Here is a 25,291-nt window from a genome sequence, read left to right on the forward strand (position 1 = left end):
CGCGCGCGATGGCGCGGGGAGCGGACCCGTCATCACGGCTGAGAGCCGTAGACCTGGAACTCCCACAGCGAGTAGCCGTAGTCGGTCATCGCGCGCTGCGTGCCGTTCATGCGCACGTAGCGGCCGGTGCCGGACACGCTGAGGTCGTCGGTGCCACCGTCGCCGGTGGTGGTGGAGTAGATGTTCGTCCACGGGCCGGACGGGTCGGTCGCGGTCTGGATCTGGTAGCCGGTCGCATAGGCCGCCTCCCAGTTCAGGACCACGCGGCTGATAGTCGCGCTCGCGCCGAGATCAACGTAGATCCACTCGCTGTTGGTGAAGCCACTCCCCCACCGCGTGCCGGCGTTGCCGTCCACCACGTAGGCCGCACCAAGGCCCCCCTCGGCCGACGACGCCGTCGCCGTCTTCCCCTGCGAGAGCAGGATGGCGGCGCTCGACGACGTGCCGTAGACCTGGAACTCCCACAGCGAGTAGCCGTAGCCGGCGAGCGCGCGTTGTGTGCCGTTCATGCGCACGTAGCGGCCGGTGCCGGACACGCTGAGGTCGTCGGTGCCACCGTCGCCGGTGGTGGTGGAGTAGATGTTCGTCCACGGGCCGGACGGGCTGGTCGCGGTCTGGATCTGGTAGCCAGTCGCGTAGGCCGCCTCCCAGTTCAGGACCACGCGGGTGATGGTCGCGCTCGCGCCGAGATCGACGTAGATCCACTCGGTGTTGGTGAAGCTGCTCCCCCAGCGCGTGCCGGCGTTGCCGTCCACCGCGTAGGCCGCCTCGAGGCCCGCCTCGGCTGACGACGCCGTCGTCGGCTTCCCCAGCGAGAGGAGCGTCCCCGTGGAGCCGCCCGGCGTGGTCGCGCTCGCCTGGTTCGAGGCGGCCGAGGACCCTGCCGCGTCCACCGCCTTGACGACGTAGTAGTACGTGGTCGAGGCGGCGACCGTGCCGTCCTGGTACGTCGTGCCGGTCAGCCCGGTGGCGATCCGGTTGGCGGTGCCAGGCGTGAAGCCGGAGGTCGTCGCCCGGAAGACGTCGTAGGTGACGGCGCAGCCCGAGCCGGCCGTGCTCTCGCCCCACGTCAGCGAGAGCTGGGTGGAGGAGCTGGCCGTCGCGGAGAGCGTTCCCGGCACCGAGGGGACCGTGGTGCAGGATGCGCCGCTCACGGTGAGGGTGGCGGTGTTGCTGACCACCGTCCCGCCCGCGTTGGTGACGGCGACGGTGAACTGGGCGCCGGTGTCGGCCGCCGTGGCCGCCGGCGTGGTGTAGGTGGCCGCGGTCGCCCCAGAGATGGCGGTGCCGTTCTTGCGCCACTGGTAGCTCAGCGTCCCGGAACCGCTCGCCACCACGCTGAACGTGGCGGTCTGGCCCACCGCCACCGTCTGCGAGGCCGGCTGGGTGGTGATCGTGGGCGCGCCGACCGTCGAGCCGGAGGTGCACACCACGCCGCCGGGGTAGTTGTTCGCGACCTGCCAGGTCGACGAGCCGGTGTAGCTGACAAAGGCTGCGCGCGTCGCGTCGGACGGGTCGGCGGTGGAGGTCCAGGTGCTCCACGGGAGTGGGAACGCACACGCGGCCGAGCTCGTGCCGCCGATGCCGAGCGCCTCGGCCTGGGTGGGCAGGCGCATGCTCTGCGAGGCGCAGTACGACTGGGCGATGGCCTGCGTGTACTGCGCGCCCTGATCCGCGTAGGTCGTCATGGCACGCTGCCACGTGAGGCCGCTCTGGTTGTCCTTCACGAGCGTGCTCGAGAGGACCGTGAAGCGCTCGCCCGCGCCGCCGCACTGGGGCACGTTGTAGGCCTGCAGCTCGAACAGCGAGTAGCCGTACGCCGTGGCGCGCGCCTGGCCGTACATGCGCACGTACCGCCCCTGGACGGTGGCGAAGCTCACCGTCTCGACGCCGCCCTGCCCGCTCGTGTTGCTGGCGGCGACGTTCCAGGCCTGCCCGTCGGTGGAGTACTGGATCTGGTACTGCGTGGCGTAGGCCGCTTCCCAGTAGAGCACGACGGTGTTGAAGGCCTTCACGGCGCCGAGGTCGACCTGGAGCCAGGAGGGATCGGTCGCGCCAGCGGAGGCCCACCGCGTGGTGAGGTCACCGTCGGTCGCAAGGGTCGCCTCGAGTCCCCCGCCCTGGGTGGTGCTGCCCGTGGCCGGCTGGTGCAGCGCCAGGTTGGTGCCGGGCGGGGCGATGGTGAGCGTCGCCGCCGCGCTCGTCACGCTCCCCGCGGCGTTGCTCACGATGACCGTGTACTTGCCCGCGTCGCCGTTCTGGGCCTGCGCGATGGTGTACGTGGAGCCGTTCGCGCCCATGATGTTCACGCCGTTGAACTGCCACTGGTAGGTGAACGGCGACGTCCCGGAGACCGTGACGGAGAAGCTCACCGGATCATTGCCCCGGACGGAGACGCTGGCCGGCTGCTGCGCGATGGTCGGCGCGACCGCGGGATTGACCGTGAGGACGGCCGCGGCCGAGGTCACCGAGTTGACGGGGTTCGTCACCACCACCGTGTAGCTCGCCCCGTTGTCGCCCGCGGCGAGCACCGGGGTGGTGTAGGTGGCGGCGGTGGCGCCGGCGATGGCCGTCCCGTTCTTGCGCCACTGGTACGTGAGCGTCGGCGACCCGGTTGCCGTGACCGAGAGCGTCGCGGTCTGGCCCACGTAGGCCGTCTGGTTGGCGGGCTGTGTGGTGATCGCGACCGCGGCGGGGGCAACCACCGTGAGCGTGGCGGCGCTCGAGGTAGCCGAGCCCAGGCTGTTGGTGATCTTCACGGTGAACTGGGCGTTGTTGTCGGCGGAGGTGGTGGCCGGCGTGGTGTAGCTCGCCGCGGTGGCGCCGGCGATCGACGCGCCGTTGCGGAACCACTGGAAGGTCATTGGCGCCGTGCCGGTCGCCGTGACGGTGAACGTGGCCGGCTGGCCGGAGGTGACCGCGATGCTCGCCGGCTGGAGGATGATCGTCGGCGCCGACGCCGGGGGTTGGTAGGAGGGAACCTGCTGGATGGTGTAGGTCGCGGTCCCCGTGGCGAGGCCAGGCGAGGTCGCGGTCACCGTCACGGTGCCCGTGGTGAACTGGCTCAGGATGGCGATCTTGGCGAGGCCGCCCTCGGCCTGCAGTTCGGGATCGCCCGGCGCGTGGTAGTTGACCGAGCTGCGGCCGCCGGAGGTGGAGTAGGCATTCGAGCCGGTGGAGACGTACTGCTGGGTGCCGCCCAGGTACGTGGCGGGACCGCTGACGGAGAAGGTCAGCAGGTTCGCGGCAGTCGGGACGACGTTGCCGTTCGCGTCCTGCACCTCGGCCACCACGAACGCCGCGTCGGAGCCGTTGGCGGTCACCGCGAAGGCCGTCCCGTCCGGCCTCACCACGTTGGACACGACCTTGAGGACGACCTTGGCCGCCGCACCAGCGGTCACCTTGCTGTCGGTCGCGACCACGCTTCCGAATTGGTCGAGACACTCGGCCAGGAGCGTGCCGGCCGCGAAGGTCACGTTCCAGGACGCCTGGAACGGCAGCAGCGTGGTCGTCTGCGTGAGGTTCGAGTTCGAGTCAGAGTTCCACGGGTTCGGGGTCTTCGTGCCCTGGTCGGCGCCGTTGATGCGCAGGCGGACGGAGGGGCAGTTGCTGAAGGCGTTGACGGTCACCTGACCGGAGCGGTTCCAGTGGTGCCCCAGCCGGACGACGGGCTTCAGCGAGAAGGGCGTCCAGGCGGCCTGGTAGGCGTAGTAGAGCAGCTTCGGGAACCGGTTCGCGTCGACGGACGACGAGCCGATGGAGCGGACGCTGTTCTCGTAGGTCGACTGCTGCGGGGTGCCCCGGTACTGCTGGTACTCGGCGAAGAGGCCGTTCTCGCCGGGCGTGTCCGCGAAGTACCACTGCACCATGCCGAAGGCGTTCGCCTGCTTCGACTTGCGCCAGTCGTTGAGGAACGGCGCCAGGAAGGCAATCTCGTGGTCCCAGGCGAGCCCGCGAGCATGGCCGTTGCCCCAGTACTCCGAGCCCCAGGCCGGGTTGTTGGGGAACTGGTTCTTGACGCCCACCTCGCAGCCCTGGAGCGTGCAGCCGAGGAGCAACCCGTTCACCGGATCCGGCGTGCGGTCCGCCGCGGCCCGCGTATTGATGGGATCCCACGTCTGGTTGATGGCGATGAGCGCGGTGCCGACGGACTGGTTGGTCACGCCGTTGTCCGACTCCCAGGCAAGGATGGAGGGGTGGCTGCGGTCGCGGATGATCATGTCGCGATGCAGCTCCTTCTTGAGCGTGACGTCGTCAGCGGTCGGGGTGTTGAACCCGTTCTCTCCGTCTCCGCTCGGCTGGACGATCATGACGCCGTAGGCGTCGGCCGCATCGACGAACTCCTCGCTGCTGGACGAGTGGCCCGGGCGCCAGAGGTTCCCGCCGCCGGCGGCGAAGAGCTCGAGCTCGCGCCACTGCTGCTCATCGGGGACCGACGAGCCCAGGGCGGGATAGTCGTAGCGGCCCGAGCCGCCCCACAGGTACATCGCGTGCCCGTTGAAGTAGGGCAGGTTCTTGTCCCAGGTGATGGTCCGGATGCCGAGGGTGGTCTGGGTCGAGTCGACCACCACGCCGTTGACGCTGACGACGTGGAAGACCTTGTAGAGGTAGGGCTTCCCGAAAGTGCTGTTGTTCGGGTACCACAGCGTCGGGTTGGGGACGGTGATGCGCTGATCGAACATCGGGGTCGCCGACGAGGGGAACGTGCTCGGCGTCATCGCTGGGACGGCCTGGGTGACGGGCGGCGCGGCGACCACGACGTTGCCATTGGCGTCCACGATCTGCGTGGTCAGCGTCACCTGCTGTGTCGACGTGGTCTCGTTGAGAACGTTGGTCTGCACCGCGACGACCGCCGATTCAGCCTTCGCGGTGGTGGTCGTGGACGGAACGATCGAGACCGTGGTGGCGTGGGTGCCCCAGGTCTTCAGGTTGGAATAGACGTTGCGCGGGATGTGCACCTTGTTGGTGATGAACATCTTGGCCGGGCGGAAGAGGCCCGCCTCGGCCTGGCCGAAGCGGAAGGCGCCAGAGAAGCCGGGATTCTTGAACCAGGCGGCGTTGCGCGAGACCCGGACCGCGAGCACGTTCTGCGTCGCGCCGTCCGCCGTGAGGTACGGGGTCAGGTCGACGATGAAGGGGAGGAAGCCAATCACGTGCGAGGCCTGGGCGTTGCCGGCGACCGCGCTGATCCCCGGGAGGAGCGTGCCGTTGATGTAGACCTGCACACCGGTATGCGCGCCCTCGAACTCCACCAGGACCTTGCTGGCGGCGTACTGCGTGCCGAGGGTGAAGCGCAGGCGATACCACTGGGTGCCGCCGTCCAGGTACCCGTCGCCTCCGCCCGACACGGTGTTGAGGAAGGTGGTCAGGTAGTTCGCGCCGTGCGGGATGCCGACCTGGCTCCAGGCCGAGTCATCGAAGGACGTCGCCGCGAACGTCGTGGAGTCCTGGCCCTTCAGGTAGCGCCAGTGGCTCTGGCCGGGCATTCCGGCCGATAGATCGATGGTGACCCGCTCCGACGTCGGCGGCGCGAGCGCCTGGGCCGACACGGCCGTCGCCTCCGAGCTGTCCTCGGGTCCGCTGCACGCGAAGAAGAGGAGCGGCAGGAGCCCCGCCGCTAGGAGGAGGCGTGATGGCCTGGCGCCGGGCCAAGCCAGGGCGCCCTTCTCTAATGCCAGCACCATGCGGCGTGCTGCCGCCACGATCCACATCATCTTTTCCATGGGGCACACTCCTGCGAGGGACCGCGTGGCGGTACCTGTTATCGCGTGAAAGCGGGACATCGGGCTTAGGCCCGAATTGCATGGTAGCGCTTTCAAATGAAAGCGCTACCAAAAATTGACGGCTGCCTATGTCAGAGGAGCGGAGCGTTCTTCAGAGGGGGATTTTCAGCCTCAATGAAACGCTTTGAGTCTGAAATCCTCCTCTATACGGTCACGGCTCAATGCGTCATATCCGGCTGATTGATGACTGTATGCGTCATGATTGCACCTCCGCTTCGGACCAACCCACGTCCCCAGGGAAATGGCGCACACCCGAGCCCGTAGGGTGGAAGCTTGTTCACCTTGGTGGGAGGAGCGCATGAACTGGAAGGTTTTGTTCGTCGCGGGAGTGGTGGGACTCGCGGGATGCCGGACGCCGGCTCGTTCTGGAGCAACCGTGGAGCGGGGAGGTTCCACCCTCGCGCTCGTCGGGGGCACCATCCATGCGTCTCCGGAGGCGGCCCCCATCCCGGAGGGTGTCGTGTTGATCTCCGCGGGGCGGATCTCCGCCGTGGGGCCACGGTCGCAAGTGGAGATTCCGGAGGGAGCGACTGTCATCGACACCTCGGGCCAGACGTTGCTGGCTGGGTTCTGGAACAGCCATGTCCATTTCACCGAGCCCTGGGTGCAGGACGCGGCCCACCAACCCGCGGCCGTGCTCGAGCAACACCTGCGGGACATGCTGCTGCGCCACGGCTTCGTCCACGTCGTCGACACCGGCTCGGCCCCGGAGGACACGCTGGCCCTGCGGCGGCGCATCGAGGCGGGCGAGTTGGCTGGCCCTGGCATCCTCACCGCGGGTACCCCGCTGGTGCCGGTGGATGGCACGCCCCGGTACGTCCCGATGAAGCTGCCGGAGCTCCAGACGCCGGAGCAGGCCCGGGCCATGGTGAAGGAGCAGCTCGCGGGCGGCTCGGACGGCATCAAGCTGTTTACCGCTTCCCTCACGGCCAGGAATCCCTTTCCGGTGATGCCGCTCGCCATCGTCCAGGCGGTGACCGACGAGGCTCATGCCCAGGGGAAGCCCGTCTTCGCCCACCCGACGAATGCCGAGGGACTGACCGCGGCCGTGGAGGGCGGCGTCGACGTGGTGGTGCATACGGCTCCGATGGCCGGCTCGTTGCCGGACGCGTTCCACGAAGCCATGGTGCGCCGGAAGGTGGCGCTGGTTCCAACGCTCTCCCTCTTCGAGTGGGAGGTGAAGCGCTCCAACGCGGGGCCCGAGGAGCTCGAACACTTCACTCAGGTGTGCGCCGATCAGGTCCGCCGCCACGCCCGGCTCGGGGGCCGGGTCCTCTTCGGCACGGACGTGGGCTACATGCCCGACGACGATCCGCGGCGCGAGTACGTCCTGATGCAGCGGGCGGGGCTCTCTGTGCGAGACATCCTGGCGAGCCTGACGACGAGCCCCGCGGCGCAGTTCGGCCAGGAGTCGCGGGCCGGCCGGCTCGCCCCGGGCCTGGACGCGGACGTTGTGGTCGTTGAGGGTGACCCGTCCCGGGACATCGAGGCGCTCGCCAACGTGCGCCTGGTGCTGAGGCAGGGGAAGGTCGTCTTCCGCCAGGAGCGGTGACCGGACCCGGACGTGCGTGCCGCGAAACCGTAGCCGCCCTCCCCTTCAGCCTCGCGCCCCTCCGGGTGTATCCTCTCCGTCCTGATGCCTATTGATTTCGATAGCTACAAGGAATGGCTTTTCAAGCAAGGAGAAGCCTTCATCCACCGGACGATCCTCACGGACCGGCTGACTGTCGGACAGGCCGCGATTCAGTTCACCCGCCAGAAGCTGCGCCATGGTGCCGGCAACATCACGGAGCAGGTGAAGAAGTCGAAGAAATACAGTACGCTCTATACGATACAAGCCTATGAGCTGGGCGACGAGCTGAACAAGTCAATCACCACGAGCAAGAGCCAGACGTTGAATCGTCTCGCCTCCCAGGCGATCGTGGCTCGCAAACTGGGAGCAGGCAACTGCGATCACTTCGCGGCCGTCTCCTTCTTCTATCTCCTCGAGCATGCCAGCCCCAGCGTGGGCACGGTCTTCCGGGTCAGCGTCACCGGTCACTCCGTGGCCGTGCTGGCGGACAAGCAATGGACACCCACGGACACCACCAGGTGCAAGACCGCCGTGGTCGTGGATGCCTGGCCCACCAATCCATTCTGCGTTGCGTGGAATGACTGGTTCTACAAAGACACGTCTCCCAAGATCATCATCGGAGTCAATCCGCTCTCGGATGGAGTCGTGCGCGAGCGGATCCTGAAAGACTTTCGCGCCGATGCGAAGAAGGCGGATGAGCTCTACGAGAAGCTCCAGTCCCTGAAGAGGGAGAGCTTGAGGCACCATCTCCGCTACTACTACGACGAGAACTACCAGGAGGCGACTCCCAGCGGCAGATACCCGGACTGGACGGACGCACATCCCTTGCGTTCCGATCATCCACTCGTCGGGAAGAAGTGTTTCATCACGACCGCCTGCACGGCCGCCGCGGGGCTCGCGGACACCTGTGATGAGTTGGTCATCCTCCGGCGCTTTCGCGATGGCTATCTCTCGTGCGTCCACCCAGACGGGAAGGCACTAATCGCGGAGTACTACCGGATCGCGCCTGCCCTCGTGGATGCCCTCTACGCACACCCGGAGGCGCCAGCCTTGTTGAGCGAGTTGCTCCGGCAGGTCCGATACTGCGTGAGCCTCATCGTCCGCGAGGACTACCTCGGAGCGGTGACCGCCTACCAGGAGATGGTCACCTCGCTGAAGTCACGCGTCCTCTTCGAACTTCCATAGAAGCGGTCAGCGCAGCGCCGGGTAGTCCGTGTAGCCCTTCTCCTCGCCCGTGAAGAAGGTGGCGGCATCCGGCGGGTTGAGCGGGGCCTCGCGCCGGAAACGCTCCGGCAGGTCCGGATTGGCGAGGAATGGCACGCCGTAGGCGACGAGATCGGCTTCGCCCCGGGCCAGTGCCTCCTCTCCGGCTCGTGCATCGTAGCCGCCGTTGACGATCAAGGTGCCCTGGAAGGCCTTGCGCAGCAGCGGGGTGATGCGCTGCTCCGTGCTTGGCACCGCGTTGCCCGACACGGCCTCGGTCACATGTAGGTAGCCCAGCCCCAACCGGCTCAGCTCCCGGGCCATGTAGGTGAACGTCTCGGCCGGGGTGGAGTCCGTCATGCCCGCGTAGGGGAACGATTGGGGCGAGAGCCGGTAGCCCACTCGCTCCGCGCCCCAGATGCCCACGACCGCCCGGGCCACCTCCAGCGGGAAGCGCGCCCGGTTCTCGATGCTGCCGCCGTAGGCGTCCGTGCGCTGGTTGGAGCCATCCCGTAGGAACTGGTCCAGCAGGTAGCCGTTGCTGCCGTGCAGCTCGACGCCATCGAAGCCCGCCTCCCGGGCGTTCTCCGCCGCGCGCCGGAATTGCTCGACAATGCCGGGAATCTCCCCGGTCTCGAGCGCTCGCGGCGTCACGATGCGCGTCTTGCCCTTGAACGTGAAGACCTCTCCTTCGTAGGAGAGCGCCGAGGGCGCCACGGGCAGCTGGCCGTCATGGAAGTCCGGGTGCGAGACGCGCCCGACATGCCAGAGCTGGGCGAAGATGACTCCACCCACCGCATGGACGGAGTCCGTCACCTTCCTCCAGCCCGCCACCTGCTGGGGCGAGTGCATGCCGGGCGTGCGGATGTACCCCACGCCCTGGGGGCTGACCTGGGTGGCCTCGGTGATGAGGAGCCCGGCCGAGGCGCGCTGCTGGTAGTAGGTCGCCGCCAGGGGGTTGGGCACATTGCCATCCACCAGCGCCCGACTGCGCGTCATCGGCGCCATCACCAACCGGTTCTTCAGTTCGAGGCGGCCCAGGCGGAACGGGGACAGGAGCTTCGAGGGGTTTGCCATGGATCTTCCTTGAGGAGGTCTGGTGGACAGAAAATGCCCGGGCCGCTATGGACGCGCCATGGCATCCCGTCCAAATAAATTGACCGATCGTCCAGGCCTGCCGGACGAGCCGGTAACCGACGTTCTCGCGGATGTGCTGGACGCGATGCGCCTGGCCACCCTCATGCACGGCCGCTTCGAGCTGGGTGCTCCCTGGGGAATCCGGTTCCCGGAGTGCCCCGGCGCGCACATCGTCATCGTCGCGCGTGGGAGCGCCCGCCTGGAGGTCGAGGGAGTCGAGGGAGCGATCGTCCTCTCCGCCGGCGATCTGGCGCTGTTTCCGCACGGTGGTGGGCACACGCTGCGCGATGCGGAAGGCAGCCCGCTCCACACCCTCGGGCATGGCGAATGCCAGAGGGCCCGCGGGGTGGGGCCGATCCGGCTCGGCGGTGAGGGGGTCCGCACCACCCTGGTCTCGGGGTCCTTCCGGCTCGGGGCCGCGCCTCGCACGCCGCTGTTCGAGGGGCTTCCGCGCGTCATCCACGTCACCGCGGACGATGCCGCGACGTCCCCCTCGCTGGCGCCCATCGTGCAACTCCTCATCACGGAGAGTGCCTCGTCCAGCCCGGGCGCGACCGTCATCATGAGCCGGCTCGCGGACATCCTGTTCGTGCAGGCACTCCGGACGCACATCGCGGCGAGCCAGTGCCACGAGCACGGGCTGTGCGCGCTCGCGGATCCGCAGCTCCGCAAGGCCCTCTCCCTCATCCACGAGAGACCCTCCGAGCCCTGGACCGTGGAGAGTCTCGCGACGGCCGTTGCCCTCTCGAGGTCCAGTTTCGCCGCGCGCTTCAGCACGATCGTCGGAGAGCCCCCCTTGGAGTACCTCGCGCGGTGGCGGATGACGAAGGCCGCCCAGTTCCTTCGTGAGAGCGAGCTTGCGCTGAGCGAAGTCGCGGAGAGCATCGGTTACCAGAGCGAGGCGTCGTTCAACCGGGCTTTCAAGCGCTGGGGAGGGGTGACTCCAGGCGCATACCGGCGCGACCATCGTCGGGGGTGAACGGCACCCTGTCTGCTTTTGGATGCTCGGGGGGTTACGGACCTCCCGGGTGGTCCCCGTGTGAAGGCGGCTCTTCCCGGAGCCGCCTCTCCTTGAGCAGGGTGACGAACTCGTCGCTCACCGTATGGTCGTGGGTCCTGGCCGCGTGCGCCACCAGATGCTCCCGCAGCTCCTGAGCCCGCCACGGCTCCAGCACCTTCGCGAGCTGTGCGTACACCCCCCGGAAGCGGGGATCATCCAGGTGCTCCGCGACGCGGGGGTTGGTCTCTCCCAGGAACGTCTGGACGATGAAGAAGTCCTGCAGCTTCTCGTGGCGGAAGTGCCACTCGCGCCATCCGCTTCCCCCGGCGCCCTGCCACTCCTGGCGCACCACCATCTTGAAGTCCTCCTTCTCCATCATCGGCAATTCCTTGCGGAACTCCTCCTCCGGAATGGCGCGCCGGTCCTCCAGCCTCATCTGGTAGGCCTCCTCCGAGAGCTTCTCCAGCGGGAACGCCTCCCGGAATTCCCCCCGGTAGGCCCCTGCCATCAGCTCGTACTGCTGCTGCAGCAGCCGGAAGAGATCCGGCGTGTGTCCCGCCGCCAGCATCTGCGCCACCACCGTGAGGTCCATCGGGTTGGAGAGCACCTCCAGCATGGCCCGCCGCTCCTCCTTCGTCTGCCCGGGCGGCCCCAGCGCCTGCTCCAGGAACCGCTCGCACGTCTCCCGGTACGCCTCCCCTCTCCTCTTCGCCTCCTCCCCCGGCTGCGGCTCGCGGCCGCGCAGGAACTCCGCCACCTGCTGCTCCGTGAGTGGCTGCAACTCGTACCGCCGTGCCGTGGCTGGCGGCGTCCACTCCATCCTCTGCGTCGCCAGCAGGATGTTTCCGTGGAACTTCGGCTCCACGAACTGCACCACCCGCGCCCTCGTGTCCGCCGCCACCTCGTTGAGCCCGTCGATGTAGATGTCCAGCGCTCCGCTGTAGATGAGGCTCTGCAGGAAGCCGGTGTCCCTCGCCAGTCCCTCCAGCTTGGCCTGGATGGCCTCGAGGACCCCCTGCTTGCAGTCCTTGGCCGGCAGGTACACCGCCAGCGCCTTCGAGCGGCACAGCAGGTACTGGATGAATATCGACTTGCCCAGCCCCGAGGCCCCCTCCAACACCACCTGCCCCTTCAGGCGTGGGATGGCTTCCAGCAGCGGGTCCCGCTTCCCCGTGGAGACGTCACGCACCTCGGTGCGGCCGAAGTAGCCCTGGGGGGAGAAATGCTTCAGGCCCGCCTCCGCCAGCAGCAGGGAGCGGAAGGGCGCCAGCAGCCGACGCCGCAGGAAGGGCACCCACGTGAGCAGCAGGCCCACGTAGCCGAAGCCCAGGAGCTTGCGCACCCATGGATTCCAGAAGAACACCGCCTGCACCTTCGCCGAGCGCGGGTAGAAGAAGAGGAGCAAGAGCCAGAAGCCCACGTGCCCCGCGACGCTCCAGGCCACCAGCTCCGGGACGACGGACTTACGCTTCCGGGCGGGTTCCCGGGCGATACCGAGGGAGTCGATGACCGCGAGCACATTCGCCGCCTGGAGCGCATGTTCGCTCCCCAGGTTCTCCTGATGGACCCGGAGCAGGGGGACATCCTCCTGCGTCCACCCGCTACGGCCGAGCAGGACCACCTGGGAGATCCGCTGTGCCAGGTCTTCTCGAAGCGCGGGGTACTTCCCGGTGTGAGGCCAGAGCGCGGCGAAGTCCCGCAGCGTCTCTCGCGCCTCCTGGATGGGGAGCTCCCGGGGGAGCTGCGAGTCCGGCCGCCACCCCAACCACCGCAGCACCCGCTCCACCTGGGGCTCGCCTCCGCCCAGGCCATGTGCCCGCGCCAGCCACTTGCCGTGCTCTTCGGGCTCATCCACCTTCAGCGCGAGCAGCAGCGCCACGTCCTCCAACGCCAGCGGGGTCATGCCGGCGAGGGCCTGCCACTCCGCACCGAGCTGAAACTCCTCCCAGCTCTTGGAACTCCTGTTCGCATCCTCGATGGTGAGGATGGCGCGGGAGGCCTGCTCCCGGGCGCCCAACTGGCCCAGCGCCTTGAGCACCTCCAGGCGGACCTTCAGATCCGGGTCCTCCAGCATCCCGGCGAGCTGCGGGGCCCACTCGCGGGCTCCCACCTGCCCCAGCGCCTTCGCCGCCGCCTTGCGGACCTCCGGGTCCGAGTCCTTCAGCAAGCCGGCGAGGCGCGGGGCCTGCTCCCGGGCCGCCTCTCCCATGGAACCCAGGCTGAGCGCCGCCGCCGCGCGGGTGATGGGATCGTGCGCCTCCAGCAGGCGCACGATCCGGGGGAGTTGCTCCGGGTTGGCCGCATCGATGTTCCCCAGGGCCTGCTCCAGCGTCATGCTGATGACCAGGTCCTGCTCCCTCAACAGCATGTCGGCGAGACGAGGAACGTAGCTCTCGGCGGCCCTGCCCATCTGCCCGAGGGCATCCACCGCCAGCAGTCGGACCACCGGAACCGGGGACCCCAGCATCTGTCCGATGAGGCGGGAGACATCCTTCCTGTCGGCCTCCCCCAGGAGCCCCAGGCTGATCATCGCCGCCTTCCGGACGCGCAGGTCCGGGTCCTTCAGCAGCCCGGCCAGGCGGGGCACGTACTCCTTCGCGGCCTCGCCCATCTCTCCCAGGGCCCGCGCCGCCTGCGCACGAACACGCGCGTCCGGATCCTTCAACCTGCTGGCGAGCCGGGGGACGTGCTCCTTCGCGACCTCGCCCAACTCTCCCAGGGCCCGCGCCGCCCTTTCACGGACATGCCAGTGCGGGTCCTTCAGCAGGGCGGCCAGGCGGGGCACGTGCTCCTTCGCGGCCTCGCCCTGCGCTCCCAGGGCCCACGCCGCCTTCTCACGCACCTTCTCGTTCGGGTCCGTCAGCAACACCTCGATGAGGAGGGGCGCCTGCTCCCGGGCAGCCGCGCCCAACGTTCCCAGGATCTCCGCCGCACGCTCGCGGACTTTCGGATCCTTCTCCTTCAACAACTGCCCCAGGCGGGGGCACTGCGCCCGGGCCGCCTCGCCCATGTGTTCCAGGACGCTCAGCGCGGCCTCACCCGCCCAATCCCCCTTCAGCGCCAGGTCGACGAGCCGGGGGAGCTGCTCCCGAGCCGCCTCGCCCATGTTCCCCAGGGCCACCATCGCCGCATCCCGCGCAAGCTCCCGCTCACGGAGCGCCTCGCGCCTGCCCTGCAGGTTCGTCAACGCAATCCCCGTGCGGTCCGGATCCGACTCCTCCAGCAGGTCCATCAGGTGCGGAGCCATGTCCGGGGTGGCCGTTCCCAGGGTGCCCAGGGTGACGAGGGAGGCCTGCCAGAGACGTTCCTTTCCAGCGCTCAGGGCCTGCTGCACGCGGGGCTCCCGGACGAAGGCCTGGAGCCGCTCGCGCACCCCTGGCACGACGTCCACCGCTCCAGCCAGCGACAGCAGGGCATGGGCCACCACCTCGTCGTCGGCGTCCTCCAGCGCCGCGAGCAGCCCCCGGGCATAGGCCTCGTTCTCGCGAGCGGCCAGCGCGTCCGTGCTCCGCAAGGGAGCCGGGGACGCCCGCGCCAGTCCACCGAGCGCCACCGCGGCCACGAGCACCAGCACCCTCACGCCCCGTCCGGACATGGGCCCTCCCACCGGGAGCCGGGCTCAGCTCCGTCTCCCCGGCCGCTGTCTGGGGGCTGGGCTCGCGGCTGCTCCGTCTGCCACCTCGCCTCGAGCAGGGTGATGACGTCGTCGCTCACCGAATGGTCATGCGTCTCGGCCGCATGCTCCACCAGTTGGTCCCGCAACGCCTGGGCCTGCCGCGGCGCCAGTAGCCTCGCCAGTTGGAGGTACACCCCCCGGAAGCGGGGCGCATCCAGGTGCTCCGCGACGCGGGGGTTGGACTCTCCCAGGAACGTCTGGACGATGAAGAAGTCCTGCAACTTGTCGTGGCGGAAGTGCCACTCGCGCCCCTCCAGCCCCTCGGCACCCCACCACTCCCGGCGCACCACCATCTTGAAGTCCTCCAGAATCAGCAATTCCTTGCGGAACCGCTCCTCCGGAATGGCGCCCCGGTCCTCCAGCCTCATCTGGTAGGCCTCCTCCGAGAACTTCTCCAGGGGGAACTCCCCCAGGCTCACCGCCCGGTACTCCCGTGCCATCAGCTCGTACTGCTGCTCCTGCAGGTGGAAGAGGTCCGGCGTGTGCCCCGCCGCCAGCATCTGCGCCACCACCGTGAGGTCCATCGGGTTGGAGAGCACCTCCAGCATTCCCCGCCGCACCTCCTCCGTCCGCCCGGGCCACAGCGCCTGCGCCAGGAAATGGTCACACGCCTCCCGGTATGCCGCCCCTCTCCGCTTTGCCTCCTTCCCCAGCAGCGGCTCGCGGCCGCGCAGGAATTCCGTCACCTGCCCCTCTGTGAGCGGCTGCAACTCGTACCGCCGTGCCGCGACTGGCGGCGTCCAATCCATCCCCTGCGTCGCCAGCAGGATGTTTCCGTGGAACTTCGGCTCCACGAACCGCACCACCCGCGCCCTCGTGTCCGCCGCCACCTCGTTGAGCCCGTCGATGTAGATGTCCAGCGCCCCGCTGTAGATGAGGCTCTGCAGGAAGCCGGTGTCCCTCGCGAGGCCCTCCAGCTTGGCCTGGATGGCCTCGAGGACCCCCTGCTTGCAGTCCTTGGCCGGCAGGTACACCGCCAGCGCCTTCGAGTGGCACAGCAGGTACTGGATGAACATCGACTTGCCCATGCCCGAGGCTCCCTCCAACACCACCTGGCCTCTCAGGCGTGGAATGGCTTCCAGCAGCGGCTCCCGATTCCCCGTGGAGACGTCACGCACCTCGGTGCGGCCGAAGTAGCCCTGGGGGGAGAAGTGCTCCAGACCGGCCTCTGCCAGCAGCATGGGGCGGAAGGGCTTCAGCAACCGGCGCCGCAGGAAGGGCACCCATGTCAGCAACAGGCCCACGTACCCGAGGCCCAGGAGCCTGCGCACCCACGGATTCCAGAAGAACACCGCCTGCACCTTCGCCGAGCGCGGGTAGACGAAGAGGAACAGGAGCCAGAAGCCCGCGTGCGCCGCCCAGCCCCAGGCCGCCCACTGCAGGAGGGAGGACTCGCGCGGGGGAATGGAGTCGATGACCACCGCCACGCTCTCCGCCCGGGACGGCTTGCTGCTGCTCCCCAGGTTCTCCTGATGGACCCGGAGCAGGGGGATATCCTCCTGTGCCCACCCGCCACGGCCGAGCAGGACCACCCGGGAGATCTGCTGCGCGAGGTCTTCTCGAAGCGCGGGGTACTTCCCGGTGTGCGGCCAGAGCGCGGCGAAGTCCCGCAGCGTCTCTCGCGCCTCCCGGATGGGGAGCTCCCGGGGGAGCTGCGAGTCCGGCCGCCACCCCAACCACCGCAGCACCCGCTCCACCTGGGGATTGTCTCCGCCCAGGCCATGCGCCCGCGCCAGCCACGTGCTGTGCCCTTCGGGATCCTCCGCCTCCAGCGCGAGCAGCTGCGCCACGTCCTCCAACGCCAGCGGGGTCATGTCGACGAGGGCCCGCCAGGGCTTCGACTCGTTGGACGCCTTCGCCAAGGACATCCCGTCCTCGTTCAGGCGGAGGATGAGGCGGGAGGCGTACTCCCGGGCGCCCCACTGGCTCAGCGCATCCATCGCCTGGTAGCGAACCATCCTGTCCGGGTCATCCACCAACTCGGCGATACGGGAGCGCTCCTTCCGGGAGCCCACCTGCATCAGTGCAATCACCGCCATGTTACGGACGCCGGGATCCGAGTCCTCCAGCAGCTCGGTGATCTGGGGAGCGTACATCCAGGCCGCCTTGCCCGCGCTGGCGAGCTCGAAGAGCGTCCTCTCCCGGACCTGCGGGTCCGGGTCCAGCAAACCGGGCCCCTGCCTGATGGCCCGTATCCACTTGAAGGGCATCTCCAGGCCCCACCCGAATGCCTCCAGGCCCCACCAGATCGGCTCCTGCCACCAGTCCGGCTTCCACCGGCCCTCCCCTTCCACCGACTCCAAGGCCTCCTTCGCCGTGGTGCGGACGGCCTCATGGGGGTCATCCAGCAACGCGCGGAGGCGGCCGGCCTTCGTCCGGGCGGCCACGCCCATGCTCCCCAGGAACCGCGCCGCGCGCTGCCTGACCTCCGGGTCCGGATCCTCCAGCAGCGCCACCGCTGCGGCCTCCTTGAGCCGCGTGTCCTCCACCTGGAGCATTCCGAGGACGCCCGGACCCTCCAGCCGCGCCGCCGCCGTGGCCTTCTTGAGCCGCATGTCCTGCCCCTGGAGCATTCCGAGGAGGTGCGGAGTCATGTCCGGGGAGGCCATTCCCAGGGTGCCCAGGGTGATGAGGGAGGCCTGCCAGAGAGGTCCCTCTCCGGCGCGCAGGGCCCGCTGCACGCGGGGCCCCCGGGCGAAGGGCTTGAGCCGCTCGCGCACCCGTGGCACGACGTCCACGACCTCGGTCAGCGACAGCAGGGCCTGGGCCACCACCTCGTCGTCGGCGTCCTCCAGGGCCGCGAAGAGTCCCCAGGCATAGGAATCGTCCTCCCGGGTCAGCTCCGCCCACATGTCGCTGTCGAGTTCCGATTCGAGGGAGATGCGATCCTTCTCTACCTGCGCCCGCCCAAAGAACAACAGGGAGATCAAGAGCACCAGCACTCCCACGTTTCTTCTGTGCATGGGGACTCCCGTCGAGTGGTTGCCGCCCCCTCCCCCCCTGGACACACGCATGGGGCCTTCGAGTTGGAGTCAGCGCGCGCCCGATGTGATTCACGGCGGGTACGTCTCCACGCCCGGCGAACGAGCACACTCCAGGCACGCTTGGGGGAGCAGCCTCCTCTGGCGCTTGCCTTCCTGAGACAGGACGGCAACCGTGCGGTGGCTCAGCACCTCGTGCCCAGGAGCCACTCCTTGCCCTCCCCTTCCCGGCGACTCTTCACGACTGTCATTGGCACCGTCCTGCTGTGGAGCCTTCCCATGCCGTCATGGGCCCAGGCTCCCGCCTCCCCGGAGCCCACGCGCATCGCCCTGCGCGCCGCGCGGCTCTTCGATGGGAAGAGTGACAGGGTCCTGGCGGATGCGGTCATGCTCATCGAAGGCTCGCGCATCCAGGCCGTGGGCACCGGCCTCTCCATCCCCTCGGGGGCACGGGTCATCGACCTGGGCGACGTCACCCTGCTGCCTGGGCTGATCGACGCGCACTCGCACCTGCTGCTGGAGGTCGACACGGAGAGCGGCGGCGACAGCTTGATCGCCACCGTCGCCCAGAGAAGTACCGCCGAGCGCGCGCTCCTGGGAGCGAAGCTGGGCCGCGAAATGCTCGAGGCTGGCGTCACCACGGTGCGCGACCTGGGCAACTCCGGGCTCAACGGGGACGTGGCGCTGCGCGACGCCATCCAGCGTGGCTGGGTGCAGGGCCCGCGCATCTCCGCCTGCACCCGCGCGCTCGCTCCACATGGCGGGCAGTTCCCCACGCTCCAACCGCCAGCTCAGGCCCTCATCGAGCAGGAGTACGTCACCATCTCCGGCGTGGAAGCGGCCCGGCGCGCCGTACGGCAGGCCATCTCCGACGGCGCGGACTGCATCAAGGTCATCGTCGACAACGGGCACAACCTCCTCTCGCTGGAGGAGCTGAAGGTCATCGTCGAGGAGGCCCACCGCAAGAAGCGCCCGGTGGCGGCGCACACCACTACCGACGAGAGCATTCGCATCGCGGTCCAGGCGGGCGTCGACTCCGTCGAGCACGCGTACTCCCTCCCCGATGACGTGCTGGCGCCCATGGCCCGCAAGCGCATCTTCATGGTGCCTACCGAGGGCCCGATGGACGCGTGCGACTCGTTTGACGCCAAGACGGGCAACGTGGAGCGCTGCAGGAAGCTCATCGCCAAGGCCCATGATCACCTCCGTCGCGCGGTGACGGCGGGCGTTCGGCTTGCCGCGGGCTCGGACATGTACGTCGTGATGCCAGGGCTGACGCGAGGACAGGCCAGCGTGAAGTCGTTCAGCGCCTATGCCGAGGCCGGCCTCAAGCCCGTGGACGTCCTGCGCGCGGCGACAGTGAACGCGGCGGAGCTACTCCGCATGCAGGACCAGATTGGCTCGCTCGAGCCGAACAAGCTCGCGGACCTGCTCGCGGTGGAGGGCGACCCGCTGAAGGACATCGGGGCGCTGAAGCAAGTGCGGTTCGTGATGAAAGACGGACAGGTGGTCCTGGACGCCCGGAGTCAGAAAGAGCGAGTGGATGAATCGACACGCTGAGCGGCGCTGGTGATAGCGAGCGGTAGCCCGGCACGGCAGGGGCGCCACCTCCAACTCCACGGGCCCGGCCCGGTGAGTGTCAACGTAGTTGTCGCGAGAAGCTGACTCAAGTGACTCACACTCATGCGAGTAAGGAGTCGCCCCGTCTCCCAGGAGACACGGGATGACACGCCGACCGTTGCGAACTGTCGTCATCGGGCCGCTGGATGTGGTTGCAGGCCCACGCCCTGGTCACTCCCGTGGAGCAGAAGCATTCGGCATGCATCCTGCTCAACAACCATCCATGTACACGCGACGTTCCATCCAAGCGGTCATCATCCTGGGAATCCTGGCCATTGGAGCTGGGGCCATGGCCCAGATGCCGGCGAGCGGCGCCTTGCAGCAGCGTCCTCCGTGCGTTCCCGAGATTCGCGATGCGGCCACCTTCTCCGCCTACGCCCACCCGATCGAGACCGACAAGGTCGGCAAGTTCCTCATCGATCTGAAATCGGACCGCATCTACTACTTCGACGTCAATCTCTACCGGCTGCACTACGACTTCGTCTCCAAGTTCATCCTCCAGCACCCGATGACCCCGGAGGAGCGGGCGGCGTACTTCCTGAACTATCGGGAGGAGAAGCCGAACTACATCCTCGGCTACATCACGTATCACCAGAGCGCGAAGCGGTGGACCTTCAGCTTCTGGGAGAGTGATCGGATCCGCGCGGCCGACGTGCGCCGCACCCGCGAGCGATTGCTCCAGACGTTCTTCGTCAAGGACCTCGCCTATCGCCCCGAGTCGACGATGCAGGAGGCACTGCTCGCCGAGCTGACCGACATCCCCACCGTCACCAGCGATGCGCTCTACAAGCAGGCCGACTACCGGCCCTTCAACCTGGGCAAGGCCATGGGCCGCCTGCGCATTGTCCCGCCGGGCACCGCCTACGCGTCGCTCCTCTTCGAGCCCGAGGACATCGTCGTCCTGCAGGAGTCCTACCCGGACCTGCCACCCGTGGCCGGTGTGCTCTCGACGCAGTTCTCCACACCGCTGTCCCACGTGAACCTGCGTGCCCGGGCCTGGGGCATCCCCAACGCCACGCTCAAGGACGCCGCCACGCGCTATGCCGCACTGGACGGTCAGCTCGTCCGGCTGGAGGTCCGGGGCCAGTCCCACGTGCTGCGCCCGGCCACCGTGCGCGAAATCGCTGCCTGGAGGCAGGCCCGCGAGTCCGCGCGGACGGTGATCATCCCTGACGCCGAGCTGGAGGTCCGTGAGCTCCGCCCGCTGAAGAGGATGAGCGCCCTGGATGCCCGTATCTTCGGCACGAAGGCGTCGAATCTTGGGGAGATCCTCCAAGCCCGCCCCAAGGGCGTCCAGGTCCCCGACGGGTTCGGCATCCCGTTCGTCTTCTACGTCGAGCACCTGAAGCGCCATGGCCTCGACACCGAGTTGGAGGTGATGCTGGCCGAGCCGCGCTTCCAGCAGGACGCCGCGTGGCGCAAGGAGCACCTGGCGTCCTTCCGTGCTCGTATCCTCGCAGCCCCTATCGATGAGGTGCTGCTCACGCAGGCGGAGGCCCAGGTGCGCGAGCAACTGGGCGGCAAGGGCGTCTTCGTGCGCTCGTCCACGAACGCCGAGGACTTGAAGGGGTTCAACGGCGCCGGCCTGTACGACACGGTGCCGAACGTGGTGGGGCGCGAGGCGCTGGGCGAGGCCATCAAGCAGGTCTGGGCCTCACTGTGGAACTTCCACGCGGTGGAGGAGCGCAAGCGCTTCGGCATCGAGCCGCGCTCCGTGTTTTCAGCGGTGCTGGTGCAGGTGGGCGTCAACGCGACCGCGGCCGGAGTGCTGGTGACGAAGAACCTCTACGACCCGAGCGACGATCACACCTTCACCATCAACGCCAAGCACGGGCTGGGGCTCAGCGTGGTGTCCGGAACCACCGTCCCCGAGCAGGTCCTCTATGACATCCGCTACCCGGGCGCCCGGGTGCTCTCGCGCTCGGCCGACGCGACGATGCTCGTGTTCGATGAGCAGGGCGGCATCAAGGAGCTCTCCATCGCCAGCGCAGCGCCCGTGCTCTCGGAGGTGCGCGCGAGGGACCTCTCACTGGCGGCGGCGAAACTGCTGAAGGTCTTCCCCGACGGTGGTCCCCTCGACATCGAGTGGGTGCTGGAAGGCGAGAAGGTCTGGATCGTCCAAGCTCGCCCGTTCATCGACGGCGGGGTCTGAACCCAGCACCGTCTCAGGCCACGGCTCAGAGCGTGGCGAAGACGTCACCGAGCGTGGCGAGCATTGACTCCGAGCTCCGCACGCGGAACGTCGACCCGGTGAGGCGCGCCGACTCGATGCGGTCGACGCGGAGCACGCGCACCGCCCCGCGCAGGTGGTCCCAGACGAGCAGGTACCAGGCGGGCCAGCTGAGCAGGAGGTAGTGCGGCTCCACGACGCGCACCGTGCGCACCTCGTTCGCGCGGTACGTCAGCTCGAGCGCGCGCTGCTCGAAGAACGACTCCTGGATGGGACGGAGCACGGCGGCACTGGGCGCCTTCCACGACCCGGCGATGTTCCTCGAGGTGGGACCGACGAGAATCCTCCGGCGCAGCCCGCTCACCCGTGCGCGCTCCTCCGGCGGAAACGTGGCGGAGAGCTTTTGCCGCAAGCCTTTGACCGTCGAGAGCAGGAGGGGGGAGCCCAGCCGCTCCGCGAGTGCCAGCGCGAGCAGGAGGTCGAGCGTTTCCCGTGCGTCGAGTTGAACGCGCCCCAGCCCCGTTCGCGCCGGCACGCGCACGCCGCCGCCGCGACCCGCGTCCGACTCGATGGAGACGCCACGCGCCGCGAGCCGGGACAGGTCTCTGCGGACGGTCCGCACGCAGACGCCCAACTCGGCCGCCAGCTCGGGAGCCGTCCAGGAAGGCCGGGAGGCGAGGAGGCCGAGGACGCGGTCCAGGCGGTCGGTGACGGGTTCGCGCATCAAACGTGACTCATTCTGTCACCTTTTGGGTACAGATTCACCGGGTCGCGAACGAACGCGGCCAGAGCACGAGAGACCCATGACCCTTTTGCGCGGAATGAGCACCATCAACCTCTGGGCGGACGACCTGCGGGCCGCGACCCGTTGGTACGCGGAGTTGCTGGGTGTCGAGCCCTACTTCAGCAGCGAGGCCGCCGGGCGTGGTCCCGGCTACGTCGAGTTCCGTCTCGGCGACTCCCAGCAGGAGTTGGGCATCATCGACCGGCGGTTCGCGCCTCCGGGGCTCGCCACGAACCGAGGTGGAGCCATCCTTTACTGGCACGTCGACGACGTGGCTGGAGCGCTCGCGCGGCTGCTCGCGCTGGGGGCCGAGCCCCTCGAGGGCGTCACCGAGCGTGGCCCCGGCTTCGTCACGGCGTCGGTCATCGACCCCTTCGGCAACGTGCTGGGCATCATGTTCAATCGTCACTACCTCGACGTCCTGGGGGCCCGCCATGGCTCGCGCTGAGCGGCGCGGCGTCGACGAAGCCCCGGTGAGGTTGTTCCGCGACGCGGCGGAGTTCGAGGCGTGGCTCCAGGCGCACGTCGATGCCCGCGCCGGGGTCTGGCTGAAGCTCGCCAGGAAGGGCTCGGACGTTCCCTCGCTGACGGACGACGAGGCGGTCGACGTGGGGCTGTGCTTCGGATGGATATCCGGTCAGCGGAGGTCACTCGACGAGCGCTTCTATCTCCAGAAGTACGTCCCGCGCCGGCCGCGCAGTCGCTGGTCTCGTGTGAACGTGAGGAAGGTCGAGGCGTTGCTCGCCGCGGGCAGGATGCGGCCCGCCGGTCTCGCCGAGGTCGAGGCTGCCAAGGCCGATGGGCGCTGGGCCTCCGCCTACGAGTCGCAGCGAAACGCCACGGTCCCGAGCGATGTCGCGTCCGCGCTGTCGGCGAGCCCACGGGCCGCGCTGGCCTTCGAGGGGCTCGGCAGGACGCGGCGGTATGCACTCGTCCTCAAGGTCGTGACGGCGCGCACCGGGAAGGGGCGCGCGAGCCAACTGCGCCGCCTCGTCGCCTCGCTCGAGTCAGGGAGGTCTTGATGCATCCGGGGAAGGCCCCTGTCCCGGGGGTAGCCTCCTCCTTCATCAGCCCCGAGCAGGCCGAATTGAACCTGCAGCGCGAGCTGGCGAACGACGACTTCGACACCACGCGCGCCCGCGCCAAAGCAGCCTGGAACCACGTACTGTCGAAGGTGGAAGTGGAGGGCGGCAGTATCGACCAGGTGCGCACCGTCTATTCCAGCCTGTACCGCATGGTGCAGTTCCCGAACAAAATGGATGAAGTGGATGCCGCCGGCCAGCCGGTACACTGGAGCCCGTACAACGGCAAGGTGCTGCCCGGCCACTGTGCACCTAGAGAACGGCAAGAAAATAAGCATCAACGTGCCGGGCAATGGCTCCGACAAGCGCTACATCCGCGCCGCGAAACTGAACTACCCCGAGCGGATGACTTTATTGCAAACTTCAGCAGTCGATGCTGCCCCGCATGACGGGCACGCAGCGGCCGGTGATGCGGACGTCGCGGACGGCGCCGCCGACCTTCACGACATCGACCTCGATGATGCTCCTGCGGCGCATCTCTACGCCCTGTTCGATCGTCACATGGACCTGGCTGTCCGCCTCGCTTGCGAGGCTCGCCAGATAGGCTGCCAGCGCGCCAGAGGCGCTGCCGGTCGCGGGATCCTCCATGACGTTGTCGAGCGGCGCGAACATCCGGGCGCGGAGCCGCCAAGGGTTCTGGCGTTCGCGCACATAAAGAAAGAGGGAGAAATCCATCTCCTGGTGGTGGCGCGCGGCGGCCTCGTGGAAGACCGCGAGGTTCGGACGGGCGGCGGCGAGCGCGTCAAGACCCTCGACTTCGGCTAGCGCGAAGGGCAGGCCCACCGAGGCAAAGACCGGGAGGTGCGTGGCAGTCCGGATAACAGCGGGATCGAGCGAGGCGCAGCGGGCGACAAGATCGACCTCCACTTCGTTCCCGAGGCGCAAGACATCGACAGTGACGTAGTCGGTCGTGGGCATAAGTGGATTCCTCGGATTATATAGTCCGTCCCGTCGCACCTCACCTACAAGGAGTTTCCCATGCACCGTCTGATCGGAAAGATAGGCTTCACATTGCTCATGGCCGCTGCCGCGGCCATGCCTTCCAAGGCCTTCGCCCAATCGTGCTCCACTTCGACCGCCTATTACGGCGAGCTGCTGCAGGTCGCGGACCTCGACGGCAACGGCACCAACGAAGCCGTCTGCAACGCCTACAGCGAGATCAACGTGGTCAGCGGCACGACCGCGACCCGCTACCCGCTGAGCAACACCTACTGGACGCTGGCCTCCGTCATCGATGTGGACGGATCGCCAGGTGCGGAAGTCGTGCTGAAGCAGGGCAACCAGCTCACAATCATCAAGCATTACTCGCGAACCACGTCCTACTTCAACATCGGCGCCACGTGGGAGATCGGCGCATTCGCCGACGTGGACGGCATCGCTGGCAACGAGATCGCCGTCACCACTCCGACCCAGCTCCGCATCGTGTACGCGCGGACCGGAACCATCACTGATCATTACGTAGGCACGGCTTTCCGGGTGGCCACCGGCGCGGTCTCGGACATGGACAGCAACGCAGGCAAGGAAATCCCGTTGGAGGCGGGCAGCAACCTGATGATCTACGGCCGGAGTGCCGGACTGCGTAGCTTCTACATCGGCGGCACCAACTGGAAGGTCTGCACCGAAATCGCGAACTGCGCCAGCGACATGAACGGCGTGACCGGCGCCGAACTGCTGATCGCGCTGCCGAGCGAAGTGCGGATCGTGTCGCTGCAATCGGGGACGATCAACAGCTATTGGATCGGCAGCCAGTATGCGACGCTGCGCGACGGCGTGCGCGACTTCGACGGCGTCGCCGGCAACGAAATCGCGATGGCCCAGGGCGGCAACGGCAATCTGCTGATCCTGCGTCCACGCGCCGGCTACCTGCAGACCATCAACGGCGCCGGCACCTTCGGCAGTTCGTGGACGCTCGTCGACTACGTCAATCTTGATGGCGTGGCCGGTGACGAGATCCGGGTCCGCTCCAACGCCAACAACCGCATTTACCGCGTCTACCCGCTTTCGGGCACGGTCAGCGCGGAGTAAAAGCGCCTAACAAAAGCCCTGTTTGAGGGGCGCGCCCTCTCTAGAGAGAGGGCTCAGCCCTTACTTTTGTTAGGCGCTTTAAGCGCCCTATGGATTCGCTGCTTACTTTGCGGGTTGCGACGCTGCGACGAACCGGATCGCGTCGGCTACCGCCTTCGGATTCTCGCGATGGATGTTGTGGCCCGTGGCGTAGTACTGGTGGGTGCCGCGCGAGAAACCGGCGAACAGGACCGCGTGCTGGCGCTTCCACAGCGCCT

15 protein-coding genes are annotated in these 25,291 nt (G+C 68.1%); 9 read left to right on the forward strand and 6 right to left on the reverse strand.

Annotated features, from left to right (window positions below):
* Positions 1-32 precede the first annotated feature (32 nt).
* The gene (locus DAT35_RS04340) at positions 33-5,723 is read right to left on the reverse strand and encodes a discoidin domain-containing protein (RefSeq protein ID WP_108065566.1); all 5,691 of its coding nucleotides are present in this window, start codon (positions 5,721-5,723) and stop codon (positions 33-35) included.
* A gap of 358 nt (positions 5,724-6,081) precedes the next feature.
* On the opposite strand from DAT35_RS04340, the gene DAT35_RS04345 reads away from it, so the two are divergent.
* Together DAT35_RS04345 and DAT35_RS04350 are read left to right on the forward strand one after the other, a co-directional pair.
* Positions 6,082-7,335, forward strand: a complete 1,254-nt coding sequence (locus DAT35_RS04345; RefSeq protein WP_158501544.1) for an amidohydrolase family protein — start codon at positions 6,082-6,084, stop codon at positions 7,333-7,335.
* Positions 7,336-7,419: 84 nt separating this feature from the next.
* A complete protein-coding gene (locus DAT35_RS04350) occupies positions 7,420-8,541 on the forward strand; it encodes a CFI-box-CTERM domain-containing protein (protein WP_108065568.1) in 1,122 nt (373 codons plus the stop codon).
* Between the two features lie 6 nt (positions 8,542-8,547).
* On the opposite strand, the gene DAT35_RS04355 is transcribed toward DAT35_RS04350, so the two are convergent.
* Positions 8,548-9,636 carry an alkene reductase gene (locus DAT35_RS04355; RefSeq protein WP_108065569.1) on the reverse strand — a complete coding sequence of 363 codons (1,089 nt, stop codon included), beginning with the start codon at positions 9,634-9,636 and terminating at the stop codon, positions 8,548-8,550.
* Between the two features lie 58 nt (positions 9,637-9,694).
* Between DAT35_RS04355 and DAT35_RS04360 the strand changes: the two genes are divergently transcribed.
* Entirely contained in the window at positions 9,695-10,675 is a 981-nt protein-coding gene (locus tag DAT35_RS04360) for an AraC family transcriptional regulator (RefSeq protein ID WP_108065570.1), read from the forward strand.
* A gap of 34 nt (positions 10,676-10,709) precedes the next feature.
* Here the strand turns inward: DAT35_RS04360 and DAT35_RS62055 are convergent, their stop codons facing one another.
* Both DAT35_RS62055 and DAT35_RS04370 read right to left on the reverse strand, forming a co-directional pair.
* Positions 10,710-14,291 (reverse strand): HEAT repeat domain-containing protein, encoded by a 3,582-nt coding sequence (locus tag DAT35_RS62055; RefSeq protein WP_108065571.1) that lies wholly within the window; start codon positions 14,289-14,291, stop codon positions 10,710-10,712.
* Positions 14,273-17,335, reverse strand: coding sequence for a HEAT repeat domain-containing protein (locus DAT35_RS04370; protein ID WP_158501545.1), 3,063 nt, complete (start codon positions 17,333-17,335; stop codon positions 14,273-14,275). Before DAT35_RS04370 ends, DAT35_RS62055 begins: the two co-directional genes overlap by 19 nt.
* A gap of 297 nt (positions 17,336-17,632) precedes the next feature.
* On the opposite strand from DAT35_RS04370, the gene DAT35_RS04375 reads away from it, so the two are divergent.
* A complete protein-coding gene (locus DAT35_RS04375; protein WP_233261286.1) occupies positions 17,633-18,913 on the forward strand; it encodes an amidohydrolase family protein in 1,281 nt (426 codons plus the stop codon).
* A 349-nt stretch (positions 18,914-19,262) separates the two neighbouring features.
* On the forward strand, positions 19,263-21,125 hold the full coding sequence (locus DAT35_RS04380) for a PEP/pyruvate-binding domain-containing protein (protein WP_233261287.1): 1,863 nt from the start codon (positions 19,263-19,265) through the stop codon (positions 21,123-21,125).
* 25 nt (positions 21,126-21,150) lie between these two features.
* Here the strand turns inward: DAT35_RS04380 and DAT35_RS04385 are convergent, their stop codons facing one another.
* Positions 21,151-21,867: a YafY family protein gene (locus tag DAT35_RS04385; RefSeq protein WP_233261288.1), complete on the reverse strand. Its 717-nt coding sequence runs from the start codon at positions 21,865-21,867 to the stop codon at positions 21,151-21,153.
* Positions 21,868-21,946: 79 nt separating this feature from the next.
* Between DAT35_RS04385 and DAT35_RS04390 the strand changes: the two genes are divergently transcribed.
* The 3 genes from DAT35_RS04390 to DAT35_RS04400 are packed head-to-tail and all read left to right on the forward strand — an operon-like array spanning position 21,947 to position 23,398.
* Positions 21,947-22,375, forward strand: coding sequence for a VOC family protein (locus tag DAT35_RS04390; RefSeq protein ID WP_108065575.1), 429 nt, complete (start codon positions 21,947-21,949; stop codon positions 22,373-22,375).
* Positions 22,362-22,949 carry a YdeI family protein gene (locus tag DAT35_RS04395; protein WP_108065576.1) on the forward strand — a complete coding sequence of 196 codons (588 nt, stop codon included), beginning with the start codon at positions 22,362-22,364 and terminating at the stop codon, positions 22,947-22,949. Before DAT35_RS04390 ends, DAT35_RS04395 begins: the two co-directional genes overlap by 14 nt.
* On the forward strand, positions 22,949-23,398 hold the full coding sequence (locus tag DAT35_RS04400) for a glycoside hydrolase domain-containing protein (RefSeq protein WP_108065577.1): 450 nt from the start codon (positions 22,949-22,951) through the stop codon (positions 23,396-23,398). Before DAT35_RS04395 ends, DAT35_RS04400 begins: the two co-directional genes overlap by 1 nt.
* Here DAT35_RS04400 and DAT35_RS04405 read toward each other — a convergent pair.
* A complete protein-coding gene (locus DAT35_RS04405) occupies positions 23,373-23,927 on the reverse strand; it encodes a PhzF family phenazine biosynthesis isomerase (RefSeq protein ID WP_108065578.1) in 555 nt (184 codons plus the stop codon). The genes DAT35_RS04400 and DAT35_RS04405 overlap by 26 nt on opposite strands.
* A gap of 60 nt (positions 23,928-23,987) precedes the next feature.
* On the opposite strand from DAT35_RS04405, the gene DAT35_RS04410 reads away from it, so the two are divergent.
* Positions 23,988-25,034, forward strand: coding sequence for a hypothetical protein (locus tag DAT35_RS04410; protein ID WP_108065579.1), 1,047 nt, complete (start codon positions 23,988-23,990; stop codon positions 25,032-25,034).
* Positions 25,035-25,291: the final 257 nt, after the last annotated feature.

It is taken from the genome of Vitiosangium sp. GDMCC 1.1324, from assembly GCF_003044305.1.
Taxonomy (GTDB): Bacteria; Myxococcota; Myxococcia; order Myxococcales; family Myxococcaceae; genus Archangium.

Coding starts and splice junctions, on each gene's coding strand:
- DAT35_RS04340 (WP_108065566.1), bottom strand. CDS start 5,723: ATGGAAAAGATGATGTGGATCGTGGCGGCAGCACGCCGCATGGTGCTG.
- DAT35_RS04345 (WP_158501544.1), top strand. CDS start 6,082: ATGAACTGGAAGGTTTTGTTCGTCGCGGGAGTGGTGGGACTCGCGGGA.
- DAT35_RS04350 (WP_108065568.1), top strand. CDS start 7,420: ATGCCTATTGATTTCGATAGCTACAAGGAATGGCTTTTCAAGCAAGGA.
- DAT35_RS04355 (WP_108065569.1), bottom strand. CDS start 9,636: ATGGCAAACCCCTCGAAGCTCCTGTCCCCGTTCCGCCTGGGCCGCCTC.
- DAT35_RS04360 (WP_108065570.1), top strand. CDS start 9,695: ATGGCATCCCGTCCAAATAAATTGACCGATCGTCCAGGCCTGCCGGAC.
- DAT35_RS62055 (WP_108065571.1), bottom strand. CDS start 14,291: ATGTCCGGACGGGGCGTGAGGGTGCTGGTGCTCGTGGCCGCGGTGGCG.
- DAT35_RS04370 (WP_158501545.1), bottom strand. CDS start 17,335: ATGCACAGAAGAAACGTGGGAGTGCTGGTGCTCTTGATCTCCCTGTTG.
- DAT35_RS04375 (WP_233261286.1), top strand. CDS start 17,633: ATGCCGTCATGGGCCCAGGCTCCCGCCTCCCCGGAGCCCACGCGCATC.
- DAT35_RS04380 (WP_233261287.1), top strand. CDS start 19,263: ATGGCCCAGATGCCGGCGAGCGGCGCCTTGCAGCAGCGTCCTCCGTGC.
- DAT35_RS04385 (WP_233261288.1), bottom strand. CDS start 21,867: ATGCGCGAACCCGTCACCGACCGCCTGGACCGCGTCCTCGGCCTCCTC.
- DAT35_RS04390 (WP_108065575.1), top strand. CDS start 21,947: ATGACCCTTTTGCGCGGAATGAGCACCATCAACCTCTGGGCGGACGAC.
- DAT35_RS04395 (WP_108065576.1), top strand. CDS start 22,362: ATGGCTCGCGCTGAGCGGCGCGGCGTCGACGAAGCCCCGGTGAGGTTG.
- DAT35_RS04400 (WP_108065577.1), top strand. CDS start 22,949: ATGCATCCGGGGAAGGCCCCTGTCCCGGGGGTAGCCTCCTCCTTCATC.
- DAT35_RS04405 (WP_108065578.1), bottom strand. CDS start 23,927: ATGCCCACGACCGACTACGTCACTGTCGATGTCTTGCGCCTCGGGAAC.
- DAT35_RS04410 (WP_108065579.1), top strand. CDS start 23,988: ATGCACCGTCTGATCGGAAAGATAGGCTTCACATTGCTCATGGCCGCT.